General features: G+C 57.4%; 17 protein-coding genes and 1 pseudogene. 15 read left to right on the top strand and 3 right to left on the bottom strand.

Features of this window, described 5'->3' with window-relative positions; translation table 11 throughout:
• Positions 1–32: 32 nt before the first annotated feature.
• Complete coding sequence (locus BW919_RS01250) at positions 33–1,181, bottom strand: Nre family DNA repair protein (RefSeq protein WP_198324631.1); 1,149 nt, start codon at positions 1,179–1,181, stop codon at positions 33–35.
• Between the two features lie 67 nt (positions 1,182–1,248).
• Here BW919_RS01250 and BW919_RS01245 point away from each other — a divergent pair, with 67 nt between their 5' ends.
• Both BW919_RS01245 and BW919_RS01240 read left to right on the top strand, forming a co-directional pair.
• On the top strand, positions 1,249–2,007 hold the full coding sequence (locus BW919_RS01245; RefSeq protein ID WP_088335019.1) for a KaiC domain-containing protein: 759 nt from the start codon (positions 1,249–1,251) through the stop codon (positions 2,005–2,007).
• Positions 2,004–2,531, top strand: coding sequence for a hypothetical protein (locus BW919_RS01240; protein WP_088335017.1), 528 nt, complete (start codon positions 2,004–2,006; stop codon positions 2,529–2,531). The genes BW919_RS01245 and BW919_RS01240 overlap by 4 nt, the downstream gene beginning before the upstream one ends.
• On the opposite strand, the gene BW919_RS01235 is transcribed toward BW919_RS01240, so the two are convergent.
• Positions 2,475–3,536: an mRNA surveillance protein pelota gene (locus BW919_RS01235; protein WP_088335015.1), complete on the bottom strand. Its 1,062-nt coding sequence runs from the start codon at positions 3,534–3,536 to the stop codon at positions 2,475–2,477. The two genes, BW919_RS01240 and BW919_RS01235, sit on opposite strands and share 57 nt — an antisense overlap.
• Positions 3,533–4,069: an HD family hydrolase gene (locus tag BW919_RS01230; protein ID WP_232452991.1), complete on the bottom strand. Its 537-nt coding sequence runs from the start codon at positions 4,067–4,069 to the stop codon at positions 3,533–3,535. Before BW919_RS01230 ends, BW919_RS01235 begins: the two co-directional genes overlap by 4 nt.
• Before the next feature lie 29 nt (positions 4,070–4,098).
• Between BW919_RS01230 and BW919_RS01225 the strand changes: the two genes are divergently transcribed.
• From BW919_RS01225 to BW919_RS01165, 13 genes and pseudogenes are all read left to right on the top strand, one after another.
• Complete coding sequence (locus tag BW919_RS01225) at positions 4,099–4,281, top strand: hypothetical protein (protein WP_088335011.1); 183 nt, start codon at positions 4,099–4,101, stop codon at positions 4,279–4,281.
• Positions 4,278–4,868: an Era-like GTP-binding protein gene (locus BW919_RS01220; protein WP_088335009.1), complete on the top strand. Its 591-nt coding sequence runs from the start codon at positions 4,278–4,280 to the stop codon at positions 4,866–4,868. The genes BW919_RS01225 and BW919_RS01220 overlap by 4 nt, the downstream gene beginning before the upstream one ends.
• A gap of 59 nt (positions 4,869–4,927) precedes the next feature.
• Positions 4,928–6,013: a DUF1611 domain-containing protein gene (locus tag BW919_RS01215; RefSeq protein ID WP_232452990.1), complete on the top strand. Its 1,086-nt coding sequence runs from the start codon at positions 4,928–4,930 to the stop codon at positions 6,011–6,013.
• A 5-nt stretch (positions 6,014–6,018) separates the two neighbouring features.
• Entirely contained in the window at positions 6,019–6,354 is a 336-nt protein-coding gene (gene sepF / locus BW919_RS01210) for a cell division protein SepF (RefSeq protein ID WP_157665837.1), read from the top strand.
• A 3-nt stretch (positions 6,355–6,357) separates the two neighbouring features.
• Positions 6,358–7,341, top strand: coding sequence for an AAA family ATPase (locus BW919_RS01205; protein ID WP_088335003.1), 984 nt, complete (start codon positions 6,358–6,360; stop codon positions 7,339–7,341).
• Complete coding sequence (locus BW919_RS01200; RefSeq protein WP_198324630.1) at positions 7,316–7,963, top strand: ZPR1 zinc finger domain-containing protein; 648 nt, start codon at positions 7,316–7,318, stop codon at positions 7,961–7,963. Before BW919_RS01205 ends, BW919_RS01200 begins: the two co-directional genes overlap by 26 nt.
• A gap of 63 nt (positions 7,964–8,026) precedes the next feature.
• Positions 8,027–8,476: a 50S ribosomal protein L19e gene (locus tag BW919_RS01195; protein WP_088335001.1), complete on the top strand. Its 450-nt coding sequence runs from the start codon at positions 8,027–8,029 to the stop codon at positions 8,474–8,476.
• Positions 8,477–8,488: 12 nt separating this feature from the next.
• A complete protein-coding gene (locus tag BW919_RS01190) occupies positions 8,489–9,088 on the top strand; it encodes a 50S ribosomal protein L18 (protein WP_088334999.1) in 600 nt (199 codons plus the stop codon).
• A gap of 16 nt (positions 9,089–9,104) precedes the next feature.
• On the top strand, positions 9,105–9,785 hold the full coding sequence (locus tag BW919_RS01185; protein WP_198324629.1) for a 30S ribosomal protein S5: 681 nt from the start codon (positions 9,105–9,107) through the stop codon (positions 9,783–9,785).
• Positions 9,786–9,917: 132 nt separating this feature from the next.
• Positions 9,918–10,379 (top strand): annotated as a pseudogene (locus BW919_RS01180) (50S ribosomal protein L30); the annotation flags it as partial.
• Positions 10,380–10,399: 20 nt separating this feature from the next.
• Complete coding sequence (locus BW919_RS01175) at positions 10,400–10,858, top strand: 50S ribosomal protein L15 (RefSeq protein WP_088336453.1); 459 nt, start codon at positions 10,400–10,402, stop codon at positions 10,856–10,858.
• A 63-nt stretch (positions 10,859–10,921) separates the two neighbouring features.
• Positions 10,922–12,301 carry a preprotein translocase subunit SecY gene (gene secY, locus BW919_RS01170; protein ID WP_088334997.1) on the top strand — a complete coding sequence of 460 codons (1,380 nt, stop codon included), beginning with the start codon at positions 10,922–10,924 and terminating at the stop codon, positions 12,299–12,301.
• 19 nt (positions 12,302–12,320) lie between these two features.
• Positions 12,321–12,896: an adenylate kinase gene (locus BW919_RS01165; protein WP_088334995.1), complete on the top strand. Its 576-nt coding sequence runs from the start codon at positions 12,321–12,323 to the stop codon at positions 12,894–12,896.
• Positions 12,897–12,903 lie beyond the last annotated feature (7 nt).

Raw genomic sequence — 12,903 nt, 5'->3', positions numbered from 1 at the left:
GCCTTCCTCCCTATTGCTCGGCTCCTACTTACTCATAAAAACGTGTCGAGAGTTCTCTGGCGGCTACGTCTGATCACCTTCAGAGCGGCTTTACCTACCGGATCGCCCAACTTCTCCCGCAGGAACTCCCATACCTCATGCGGATCGTCCGTTGAAAACACCTCCTCGGCGCGTCGTACGGCTTCCCTAATCACCCAAGCACCTAACGGCGCTGAGTACTTCTTCCGAACGATCCTGATCACGGTGATTCCGTGCTGTTTATTCAGCTCGGAACACCACTCTAAGGCCGCTAATCTAGCCGCGAAGTACGCACCTCCGGTTTCGCGGGGTTCCTTGCAACCCTTCACTTCCGAGTCCCTAAGTACTGCGATTCGTGTGCGATCGGACCACGGCGCACCCGGCTCGTAAGATTCGACGAGTTCGTACGATAACGGTTCCGGGCGTAAAATTACCCACATTTCGTTACCGAAAATTTCGCCCGACAAGACGCGGTATTTCGAAGATACAGGTAAGTCTCTGACCTCCCGTGTCAGGTGTTCTGAGATCATCGAATCCACCGACGCGACGCTCCATCGGGTCGGCACCATTCGGCGGTCCCTTCCTAACAGTCCTAACGACAACGCCCGTGCGATGTACGACTCGTCGTAGCCGCGTCGGTAGAGACCAACGACGGCCTCCTCGGCTTTGACGTCGTCCTCATGATAGCGTTCCAGGTCGCGTGGAACTTTCGGTGTCCCGTCGAGTTCGAGCTCTCCCTCGACTAAGGGCCCGATGAACGGGGTAGTTCTGGACGCGCCGCTGAACCTACGTCGGACTTGCAGCGTGCTCTCCACGGGTCTCACAGAAACCGACGACTCGATCTCGGGATCCGACAGGTCCGGCGGGTTTCGGACATCGCGCTTCCCACGGTACTTACGGAAGGTGAGTGCTCTAGTTTTCAGTGCCTCTTCGTACGGGAGATCGGCCAGGGTACCTCCTTCATCCGGCGTGCGGCGCTCTCCGACCCCCGGCGCCGCGATAACCCGCGGGTACCCACGCCACGAGACGTAGGCAGTTACGGTGTAACCGTCGACGTTCCGACTCGAGAGTTTAGCTCGGACCTCGTTCAGTGCGTTCAAGAAGGGGCAACGGTCGCGCCCACACCACCTGCGGCCCCTGCATTTCGGGCAAAGTCCTCCCAAAGGGCTATCCCCCGAGCAATGAATTATAATCGAATTGAGCTCGAGTTGGTCTAGTGGGGGTGGTCCCATGACCGTAGAGAGAGTCTCAACTGGTATTCCTGGAATGGACGAGGTTCTCAACGGGGGAATCCCGGAGCGCAACGCCGTGCTACTGACCGGAGGTCCGGGAACGGGTAAGACGATATTCTCACAACAGTTCATCTGGGAGGGGCTGGAGGAAGGTGAGCCCGGCGTTTTCGTGACGCTTGAGGAGCACCCGGTTCAGGTGAGGAAGAACGTTGAAGGGTTCGGCTGGAACTTCCGGGAGTACGAGGATGAGGGTCTCCTGGCCGTTGTGGACGCGTTTACGGGTGGTATAGGTAGGGCGAGCGAGTACGAGAAGTACGTCGTGAAGGATCCGACGGATGCAAGTGAGCTGATTGGAGTGATCAGGCAGGCCGTCAACGACGTCGAAGCCAAGCGGGTGGCCATAGACTCCGTGACTCCGTTGTACATCGATAAGCCCAGTGTGGCGCGTCGGATCATGTTCAAGCTCAAACGGATGCTCGCGGGGCTAGGATGTACCAGCATCCTGGTTAACCAGATCGCCGCCCACGAACGTGGCTTTGGAGGTCCGGGTGTGGAACACGCAGTGGATGGTATCATTCGGCTCGATCTCGACGAAGTAAAAGGAAGACTATGGAGGTCATTGATAGTGTGGAAGATGAGGGGAACCGCGCACAGCATGCGGCGTCACCCGTTCGATATCACCGATGAGGGGATTCGAGTGGATCCCGAGAAAGTCTTCGTGAAGGAGCATGGCGAGGTGCGGGAGGTGGAGGATTGAAGTTGCGCTCACTGCTCCGACACTTCAACTTTGCGATCATCACGGTACCCGCTGAGATGTTCGGAGAGCGAGCTACAGCGTTCCGGAAGACCGTGTACCGACGGGTTGCCGAGTCATATTTAGAATACGAGTTGATGCCGGACTACGCTGGATTCGAACGAGTCTCTGTCGACGTCATAGTGAAGGATGTTTGTGATAGGATGTTGGGCGAAGCGGCAAAAATCGAAGTCGAAGGTGACAAAATCATCGTGACGGTAGAAGGGTGCCCGATCTCACCCTTTTCAATGCTCAAAAAGTACGAGTCCCTGTCAGATGGGGCGAAACGAATCATCCAGGACTCCATAAGTAGGTATCCCGCGTGCCCGGTGGTAAACCTCATAGATGAACTGTGCCGGCTTGCCGGTCACGACGTCGAGATACTCCACGACGCAGGGGACGTGTGTTCTCGCCGGTGCACGATTACCGTGCTACCCCGTGGGGATAGAGAACCGGAGCAGTGCGGCGATTCCCCCCAATCCCCATAGCCTTTCTCCCCACTCGTGTTCTGTGCTTACAATGAGTACCTTTGCCCCCGTACGCTCCGCGTACTTGACGGCGTTCAGGACGTCTTCTTCACCTTCCACCATCGCTTCCCGGAACTTCTCGTCCGCTACTAGCAATACTTCGATAGCCCCGAACTCCGCGGCTTTGAGACACTCTCGAACGCCGTACGCCACCGTGTCATTACCCTTGCCGATCCTCTTGAACACTTCCTCGAGATACTTGACCTCCTCCGCGACCCTAGACTCTTCGACTGCCTTCTCCACTGCTCCACGTCGGATCATTTCGATGAGCCCGGCCTCACCCGCCGAGCCAGTATCCTCCACGTGGGTGGGAATGTCACGCTCTTCCCGTAAGAACTCGGCGAAATCTGACTTCACGAACCCCGGGCCACCCACGACGATGTGTTCCACCCCTTCCTCTTCGGCAATACGCTCGATCTCGTCGGCGAGTTGATGGAAGAACTTCCGCATTTCCGCCTTTCGGTTACCGCCGCGCTTCCCCGGTACGTTGTGCCGCACCCTGGACACGATGTCTAACCCGTAATCCCTGACTATTCCAATGGTTCCCTCACCGGTGTCTACTGCCACGAGCATCACTGGCGGTCGCAATATCTCGGCCTCTTCGATGCGCTCTATGTCCTTCCGTTCCCACCCGTCCTTCACGATTTTTATCCGCTTCCCGGTCGTAACGTTGATGGTATGGTGTGATCCAGACTCTGGGCCGTGCTCTATCACACCTTTGATTCGTAACCTGTTCGCGTATTTGTCAAATTCTACATCTTCTACTCGGACTCCTAGGTAAACCGGTTTGCGTTCCCCCTTATCTCTTCTGATAGTTTCGGCCCTCTCATCTTTAACCCGTCGTCTTTCCAGTGCAAATACTAGATCACCTCTCCTAACGACGTGGTATAAGTGCCATAGATCGTCTAACGTTTCAGGAAGTACTTCTATGTATCCTTTATCCAGATCCTTTTCCACTACCTTCATCGCCGTTCCGCCCCCCACTCACGTAGTATCTCTTTGAAAACTAGTAGGTACTCTAGACCTAGCTCCCTAGCATCGCGCTCCGCTGAGTCTAAGAACTCCCGACACGCTTCGAACCCGACCCGAGAGTACTCCAAGGCCTGCAAGGCCATGTCGAGAGTGTCCGCGAGCTTGGCAGCCTTCGCTTCCTGGGATTCACGTCGTTCGAACTCCCTCCAAATATCGAGTAGTTTCCCGTCGAACACGCGTTTGGCGGCTTTCTCTTCCGCTTCGCGCTTGGCATCACCGAACACCCGTGATGCCTCGGCGTCTAGGTCCAAGGTGAGGGCTTCCGGGAGATCGTGTATCAGCGCCATGACGACGGTCTTGTAAGGGTCGACGTCGATACCTCGCTCGGCCAGTCGATGGCAGATCTCCCAAGCCAACATCGCCGCACCGAAAGAATGTTCCGCGACGCTTTCCACGGAGCTTCTGGGAATGCCCCGGACTAACCACCCCGTCCTGAGTATGCGCTTCAGCCGGTAAATCGCTTCCACGTCCAAATCACTATCCCCGGGTGAGCCCCTTGCGGAGGGAATATATCGCTGCTGTGGAGCTTTCGAGCTCCGTGGTGTTTGGGGTAGTTGCAGGCTGGATCCTGTCCCAATACGTGCAACATAGACTGCTCAAGGTGTTGCTTCCGGTTTTGGGAGTGGTCTTGGGGTTCTTGGTAGGTTTAGCCCGGGTTGTGCGGGGAGTGAAGGAATGAAGGAGGCCTCTGTGAAAGAGGTTCCGGAGCTGGACTCGCGGGCCTTTCGCATCGCCGTGTTGGGGCCTGAAAACGCCGGCAAGTCCACTCTGGTCAACGCGTTGATGGGGCGAGAGGTCACTGAAGTCTCCGAAGTCCCAGGTACCACGAAGACCGTCTCCGGTTACCGGTGGACGTCCCGCGAGTTCCCGCTGTATGTATTCGATACCGTCGGACTCGCCGACGAGCGGGGTAAACGGAGTAAACGAGGTGTCCGTGCTGAAGACGTCGTTGAGAAGCTCGGCAGATACGATTTAGCGTTGTTCGTGGTCGACGTCACGAGGCGTGTAGGTCCCGAGACGCTCCGTGCACTCCACGTGATCAAGTACGCCGCCGATCTCGAGACGCTGCTCGTCGCGAACAAGATCGATCTTCTCGACCGCAGGGAACTTGAAGAACGGTTAGAACGCATCAGAGAGCGTACTGGTCACAGACCCGTTCCCGTGTCCGCCTTGACCGGTGAGGGCATCGGAAGGCTGCTCAGGGAGATCGAGCGTCTGGTTCGTGAAAAGCGACGAACGCTACGGGTCGCTCTGGGGTACCGGTAATACTATCAGCACTGGCCGGCGCGGATCGCGGTGAAGCTGGGGGGCCGCTACAGTTGACGGTGCTGCGTTCGATCGATGAGCTCGCCGAGCTCAACCCGTTCGCCGTGGTGGGTGCCGGGGGCGGCGGGGAAAAGTTCGCGACCCTCCCAACGGTAGAAGTCGTTGGGATTATGGACGACGACCCGAGTAAGGTGGGAACGGAGATCGCCGGAGTGAAAGTCACGAACGACTTCGATGAGGCCGTCGAAGGAGCATCCTCCGTAGCGATCATGCTTCCAAAGGGTGCGGAACACAGGGCCCTCGAGCTGGCCGTGGAATCCATCCGCCGCGGCCTCAACGTAGTCACGTCCTTCAGGTCACTTCCGCTCGAGGACTACCCTGCGCTAGTGAAGCTGGCTGAGTCGAGAGGCGTCAAGATCCTCGAGCTGAGCCCCAGGTTGGACGTCGTGCGTGAGGTGGCCGGGGATGCTCCAGAACGCTGTACTGAGGTAGTGCCCAAGAAGGACGGGCCTGAAACGGAGATACCTCGCGTGTTCGTTGGTGGAACCTCCCAAGAGTGTGGAAAACGTACGACGACCCTTAAGTTAGCGGAAGGACTCGAGGCGTTAGGCTATACTCCAGCTACGGTAGCCACGGGAGAGTTCGCGACGCTCGAAGCGGACGTGGGGTTTCGAGCGGGTTCTCTCTCCGTCATGGACGTAGCTTCCGCTGTAGCTCACGCCGTCGACTACGTCGCCGAGGAGAAAGACGCCGACTTGATCATTGTAGAGGGACAGTCTTCACTCACCGAACGTCGTAACCCACACCCACGGCCCCTCTACCTAGGGATATTACTCGGATGTGCTCCGGACGCGGTGGTAGTGTGCCACCGCCCGAACCACCCGTTCCGGTACCCTCGTGGGGTTCTGGCTGAAGTCAAGGCCCTTCGGGCGATAGTCCCCGACGCGGACCTCGCGGCGGTGTGCGTGAACCCGAGGAACTTGGAGGAGCCCTTCGAGACGTACGCTCGTAAACTACGTGCTAGAATATGGCGGGTTACAGGAGAGCAGGTTCCAGTGAGGAATCCCGTCGAGGAACCCGAGAAACTGGCACGGGACGTGATCCGCACTATCGAGGGGACCGGTCGGGGCGGGGCACGATGTTAGGGTTTTTGAGAAGGATCTTTGGTGAGGGGGAGAACTCGAAAGGCCCCATGCTTGAGGACTTCCTTGAGGAAGAAGAGGAAGAGAGGTCTCAGCACCCCAAAGTTACGATAGTGGTATCTCGGGTTCAGGAGCCGTCGGATCTGGAGGAGTTGATGAACGAGCTTTACCAAGGGAACGTGCTGATACTGGATGTCAAACCCCTCCTCGATCGCGATGGTCATGAGGATATTATCCAAGAACTCAAGCGCACCGCGGTGAGTCTTGGTGGATTCGTCGGGGTGATTAAGGACACCGTACTGCTGGTAACTTCCGATAGTGTTGACATCGAGAGGCGGGGCTGATGAATGGCTAGATCCACGATCGTGCTGATCGGTGGCGCTTCAGGCGTTGGGACGTCCACGATAGCCCGTGAGGTCGCGAGGAGACTCAACATCACGCACCTTATCGAGACGGATCACCTCCGAGAGGTTCTCCGTGGAGCGATCGACAAAAAGTACGCCCCTGTGCTTCATATGTCTTCCTACAACGCCTATCGTGCGCTAAGAATTCCTGACCACATGGTTCCAAGGAAGTTCCGAGACCGAGTCATCGCCGGTTTCGTGGAGCACGCCTCAATGGTGAAGCCTGCTATCGACATGGTGATCAAGAGAGCGGTCGAGGACGCTAGTGACCTTGTGATCGAAGGCGTCCACCTCGTACCGGGCCTCGTACATCCGGAAGACTACCAGTACACCGACGTCCACATGGTTATACTCTATGCGGACGAGGAGGAGCACCGTGAGCGGTTCGTGAAGCGTGCCATGGAAAAGGGTCGTGGAGGCCGACATCTCGAGTACTTCCGTCAGATCCGAATTATTCACGACTTCCTTCTCGAAGCGGCGGACGAGCACGGCATACCCACTATTAAGAACGATGATATCGACCGTACGGTCAGCGAGGTGCTGTCCGTGGTCCGAAGTGTCAGTGTAGTAATCAAATCCGTCCATAATCTGGAAGATTCTATTCGGGAGGCCGAAATCATACGAGAGAACAACTGCAGGTTAATAGACATTGGTTTCCCCATCCCAGGTAAGCGTGATGTGATCAAAGTATCCTTCAGAAGGGACCCAGTTGACGAATGGGAAGAAATTTTGAACAACGAGGAATCACAGCAATACTTCAAACATCTTTACTCCGCATCGAATAACGTACATTATCATAAAATCTCCGCTCCAGACGAGGAGTCACTACATCGTGCTATCGAGAAGCTTCGAAGGGAAGGATTTAAGGTAGAAGAGCTACGGTCGGGGGACGTGCGCGAGGTTGGGAAAGAAGATAGGGAAGGGTAACCGCGAAACCCACGAAATGAAGTATAAGATGGAGTTTTCCCACTTAGAGTGTCCGGCGTGTGGAAAAAAGGCACTGATGGTGCACGGAAGAATAGATGAGATACCACACTTCGGGCGAGTCCTCGAGCAGTTCATTCATTGTAAGACGTGCGGGTATCGGCGCTCCGATGTCATGTGTCTGGAGGATCGGAAACCTGCGGAGTATCGGTACCGGGTTAATTCACCCGAGGATCTTCGCGTTCGAGTGGTCCGCTCACCTTCAGGTTTCGTTGAAATACCAGAGCTCGGGGTCGAGGTCAAGCCAGGTCCCGCCGCTCAGGGTTTCGTGTCCAACATCGAGGGATTGCTGAGGAGAATCCGAGAACGCGTGGAAACCGCCGCCAGGTGGGCGGATAACGAGGAGTCCAAGAAGCGGGCGGAAGAAATCCTACGCAGGATGGATGCGGCGGTTTCAGGAGAGGACGAGATCACGATCGTGCTGAAGGATCCTTACGGTCACTCGGCTATCCTCCCCGAGCAGGACGACAAGCTCGAGGTGCGGGAGTTGGACGAGGAGGAGGCCGAGGAACTCCGCACCAGGATATTCCGCCCGATGGTGCCCTCCGGGGGATATTCTAATTAGGGCTCGAACCGACGGCGGCGTCGAGTGACGGTCCAGGCACGAAGTAGGAGGGTGAGAAGGACCATGAACCTACGGCCTCAGCGTCGGATGGCGGCTGAGATACTCAAATGCGGTGTTCACAAGGTATGGATAGACCCGGAGAGGCTGGAAGAAGTCGCCCGAGCCCAGACTCGGGAGGACATCCGTCGACTCATCAAGGAAGGGGTTATCCGAAAGAGGCCGATCAAGGGACAATCCCGGGTGAGAGCCCGAAAGCGGCACGAACAGCGGAAGAAGGGGCGTCAGCGTGGTCCGGGTCGTCGGAAGGGAGCGAAGGGCGCACGGATGCCGAAGAAGCGCGCGTGGATCCAACGAATAAGGCCGATTAGGCGCAAGCTGCGGGAGCTCCGAGACTCCGGCAAGATCGACCGCAGCACGTATCGGAAGCTGTACATGATGGCGAAGGGAGGATACTTCCGCGACACCTCTCACCTGTTGGCGTACATCGAGGAGAACGACCTGTGGAAAAAGTAAGGGGTGATTGTGTTGGCCACTGGTCCCAGGTATCGGGTTCCGTTCAGAAGGCGTCGCGAGGGTAAGACCAACTACTACAAGCGACGTGAGCTAATCAAGGCCGACGCTCCGCGCCTAGTGGCCAGAAAGACGCTCAACCACAACATCGCCCAGATCGTCGACTTCGCCCCGCAGGGTGACGTCACACTGGCTTCGGCCCACTCCATCGAGCTACGCAACAAATTCGGCTGGAAGGGACACTGCGGGAACACACCGGCGGCATATCTGACGGGTTACTTGTGCGGTCTCCGAGCGCTTGAACGTGGCATCGAGCGAGCGGTGATCGACATAGGACTCCACCGACCCGTGCGGGGCTCCAGAGTGTTCGCCATGTTGAAGGGGGCCCTGGACGCCGGCATGGACATACCGCATGGGGAGGAAGTGCTCCCACCGGAGGACAGGATCCGTGGTGAGCACATCGCCAACATGGCCCGACAGATCAAGGAAGAGGACCCGGAGGAATATGAGCGCAGGTTCTCCAAGTACCTCGAACGCGGTCTGAAGCCGGAAGAACTCCCGGAACACTTCGAGGAAGTAAAGTCCAAAATCGAGGAGGAGTTCGGCGGCGCGTAGCGGGGGCGATGCGAGCATGTCTATCCCACCGCACTTGGAGGAGTGGGAACCCAAAACCAAACTAGGCCACATGGTCAAGGAAGGAGAGATCAAGACAATCGACGAGGTGTTCGCTCAGGGTTGGAAGATCCTAGAGCCAGAGATCGTGGACTGGCTGCTGCCCGACCTAGAAGAGGAGGTACTCGACGTCAATATGGTCCAGAAGATGCACAAGTCCGGCCGCCGAGTGAGGTTCAGAGTCACGGTGGTGGTAGGAAACAGGGACGGATTCGTAGGTGTCGGACAGGGTAAAGCTCGAGAGGTAGGTCCCGCGATCCGCGCCGCGATCGACCGGGCTAAGCTAAACATCATTAAAGTCCGTCGTGGCTGTGGTAGCTGGGAGTGCGGATGCGGTCGACAACATTCCGTCCCATTCGAGATCACCGGTAAGTGCGGCAGCGTCCGTATCACGCTCAAGCCTGCCCCAAGAGGTACCGGGCTCGTCGCGGGTGAGACCGCGCAGAAGGTCTTGGAGATGGCCGGCATCGAGGACGTCTGGACGAAGACTACGGGCGGTAAGGGCAAGGGCGAGACTAGGACCACGATCAACTTCGCCAAGGCGACGTTCGATGCGCTGCGGAACCTAATCTACGTGAGGATGCGCGAGGAGGAGGCCGAGCGGCTCGGAATCGTGAGCGGCAGCGCTGAGGGGGCGTAAAAGATGGCTACCGGGAAGATTGAGCTGAAACACGAGACGGCGAGCGAGGCGGCGGCCCGCCGCGCGAAAGGGGATGTCGGATTCAAGGTCAGCCCGAAGGCCCGTGAGTACGAGCGAGCCACCACCCGGCTTGCGGTCGTCCGGGTGCGCGGTCCCGTCGGTGTACGTCGAGATATCGAGGATACCGCGCGGATGCTGAAGCTGCTGCGGCGCAACTGGTGCGTACTGATCGACGATCGCCCGAGTTACCTTGGTATGCTGCAGAAGATCAAGGATTACGTGACGTGGGGCGAAGTGGAACCAGACACCGTGGCGGCCCTGCTAAAGAAGCGGGGAGAGCTAGAAGGTGGTCGTCCGGTAACCGACGAATACGTGTCTGAACACACCGAGTACGACAGTATAGAGGAGTTCTCACGGGCGTACTGCGAGTTCGAGGCGGAACTCGATGACATCCCGAAGCTGAAGCCGTTTTTCCGCTTGCATCCACCTCGCGGAGGGTACGAAAGAGGAGGTATTAAGAAGCCGTACACACTCGGCGGTGCTCTCGGTTACCGCGGGAAGGCCATCAACGACCTCCTGGAGCGGATGATCTGAAGGGGGTAACCCACGTGGTCGTGCGGCGGAAGAAGAAGTCCCCGAAGAAGTACCGCGGATCACGGACTCATGGCGGAGGCAGTCACAAGAACCGGCGCGGCGCAGGTAACCGCGGTGGGCGCGGTATGGCGGGATCGCACAAGCACAAGTGGTTCCACGTCATTAAGTACATGCCGGATCACTTCGGTAAGCGGGGGTTCAACCGCCCACCCAAAGTGGTTAAGGAATCCAACACCATCAACGTCGGCGAGTTAGACGCCCTGGCGGACAAGCTCCTAGAAGAGGGGATCGCGGAGAAGGATAACGATAAGATAATAATCGACGTTACTGACGAGCGACTGAAGCCCTACGGCGGTCCCTTCGACAAGGTGCTAGGAGGAGGTCATGTTAAGCGGCCGATAGTAGTGGTCGCTCCCGAGTTCACAGAGAGGGCCGTCAAGAAGCTAGAGGAAGCAGGTGGGGAAGCCAGGGAAGTGTAGTGCCCGCCGGTTTTTTCAAGGCTCGGCGTCCCAGTCGCCACCAAACGCTTCTGGGAGGAGACGATGTTGGCGGATGACTGGCTGGAGAGGCTAAGACCGATCCTGGAGAGGCTCCCTGAGGTCAAGGTTCCGGATAGGCACGTATCCTTCAACGAGAAGCTGTTCAAGTACACAGGAATGCCACTCATCCTTTACTTCATATTGTGTGAAATTCCACTTTACGGTCTCTCACCGCAGGCTGTAGACTACTTAGCGAATTTACGTGCTGTCCTAGCCGGAAACTTCGGCTCGATCCTCACTCTGGGTATCGGTCCTATCGTTACCGCTTCGATACTCCTGCAGCTTCTCATCGGAGGCGACCTAATCAAGTTGGACCTTACGAATCCTGAAGACCGAAGACTCTTCCAAGGCCTTCAGAAACTGCTCGCGATCGCCCTGTGCTTTTTCGAAGGTGCAATGATGGTGTTCAGCGGTGCCGCACCGCCGGCCGAGCCGAGTATCCTGCTCGAAATCCTACTCATTTTACAGCTGGCGCTCGGTGGTATTTTGGTCATCTTCTTGGACGAGGTCGTTAGCAAGTGGGGTATAGGATCCGGTGTCGGACTATTCATCGTCGCTGGGGTTTCGTCACAGATTATAATCGGAGCGTTCAATCCGCTTCCGAGTCCGCAACAGCCCGGACGCCCCGCGGGTGCCGTCTGGGCGTTCCTGTACTCGGTGATGCAAGGGACGCCGGATTGGACGTTACTAGCTCCGGTCACCGGAGCCGTCATCACGTTCCTCATAGTACTCTACGTCGAAAGTATAAGGGTCGAGATCCCGATCGCGTTCGCCGGAATTCGAGGTGCTCGAGGCCGCTTCCCAGTCCGTCTACTTTACACGTCCAATATCCCCGTGATCCTAGCTTCGGCGCTGTTCATGAACGTTCGACTGTGGGCACTAGCCTTCCAACGGATGGGTGTACCGATACTTGGGAAGCTCGACCCACGCGGTCAACCGATATCCGGACTAGTGTACTACCTGTCACCCCCTAACAGCATCGTGAAGACACTATCAGATCCCTTCCAAGCGCTGGGCTACATGATGGCCATGGTGATAGCGTCCGTGTTCTTTGCGGTCCTGTGGGTCGAGTTGACCGGTATGGGGCCACGTGAGATCGCCAGACACTTGCACCGTGCCGGTCTGCACATCCCGGGCTTCCGTCGAGACATCAGGGTATTGGAGAAGCGACTCCAGAAGTACATTTACCCAGTGACCGTGATGGGTGGGGCCTTCGTAGGGTTCCTCGCGGCGGGTGCCGACCTGATGGGCGCGCTGGGTGGAGGTACCGGCGTACTCCTGACGGTATCAATCCTCTACAATATGTACGAGGAGATCAAGCAAGAACGCCTCATGGAGACACACCCCGTCGTGCGGAAATTCCTCGAGAAGACCTTGAGATAGCGTAGAGGGGTGGATTTGGATGGGTTACGTGATTGTAGCGACGGGAGTGCCCGGAGTCGGAGCCACGACCGTCACCACCGAGGCCGTAAAGGAGCTCGAGGGTTACGAACACGTTAACTACGGAGACGTCATGCTCGAGATCGCCAAAGAAGAGGGTCTAGTCGAGCATCGCGATGAGATCAGGAAGCTCCCGGCCGAAAAGCAGCGTGAAATCCAGCGCCTCGCCGCACGTAGGATCGCCAAGATGGCCGAGGAGAGGGAGGGAATTATAGTCGACACGCACTGTACCATTAAAACACCAGCCGGTTACCTACCGGGTCTTCCGATTTGGGTCCTCGAGGAGCTGCAGCCCGCCGTTATCGTTCTGATCGAAGCCGACCCCGATGAGATCATGATGCGGAGGGTGAAAGACTCAGAGGAGCGTCAGCGTGACTACGACCGGGCATACGAGATAAAGGAGCACCAAGAGATGAACCGAATGGCGGCGATGGCTTACGCCACACTGACCGGGGCTACCGTGAAAATCATCGAGAACCACGACGACCGTCTCGAAGAGGCCGTACGTGAGTTCGTCGAGACGGTCCGATCCCTCTGACGGGGAG

It is taken from the genome of Methanopyrus sp. KOL6 (assembly GCF_002201915.1).
In the GTDB taxonomy this organism is placed as follows: Archaea; JAADCQ01; Methanopyri; order Methanopyrales; family Methanopyraceae; genus Methanopyrus.
This window is presented reverse-complemented; position numbering and strand designations above follow the sequence as displayed.

What these genes read in the sequence shown, in the direction of transcription:
- BW919_RS01205 (WP_088335003.1), top strand. Translation starts at nt 6,358, where the DNA reads ATGGCTAGATCCACGATCGTGCTGATCGGTGGCGCTTCAGGCGTTGGG.
- BW919_RS01195 (WP_088335001.1), top strand. Translation starts at nt 8,027, where the DNA reads ATGAACCTACGGCCTCAGCGTCGGATGGCGGCTGAGATACTCAAATGC.
- BW919_RS01245 (WP_088335019.1), top strand. Translation starts at nt 1,249, where the DNA reads ATGACCGTAGAGAGAGTCTCAACTGGTATTCCTGGAATGGACGAGGTT.
- BW919_RS01185 (WP_198324629.1), top strand. Translation starts at nt 9,105, where the DNA reads ATGTCTATCCCACCGCACTTGGAGGAGTGGGAACCCAAAACCAAACTA.
- BW919_RS01235 (WP_088335015.1), bottom strand. Translation starts at nt 3,536, where the DNA reads ATGAAGGTAGTGGAAAAGGATCTGGATAAAGGATACATAGAAGTACTT.
- secY (WP_088334997.1), top strand. Translation starts at nt 10,922, where the DNA reads ATGTTGGCGGATGACTGGCTGGAGAGGCTAAGACCGATCCTGGAGAGG.
- BW919_RS01165 (WP_088334995.1), top strand. Translation starts at nt 12,321, where the DNA reads ATGGGTTACGTGATTGTAGCGACGGGAGTGCCCGGAGTCGGAGCCACG.
- BW919_RS01220 (WP_088335009.1), top strand. Translation starts at nt 4,278, where the DNA reads ATGAAGGAGGCCTCTGTGAAAGAGGTTCCGGAGCTGGACTCGCGGGCC.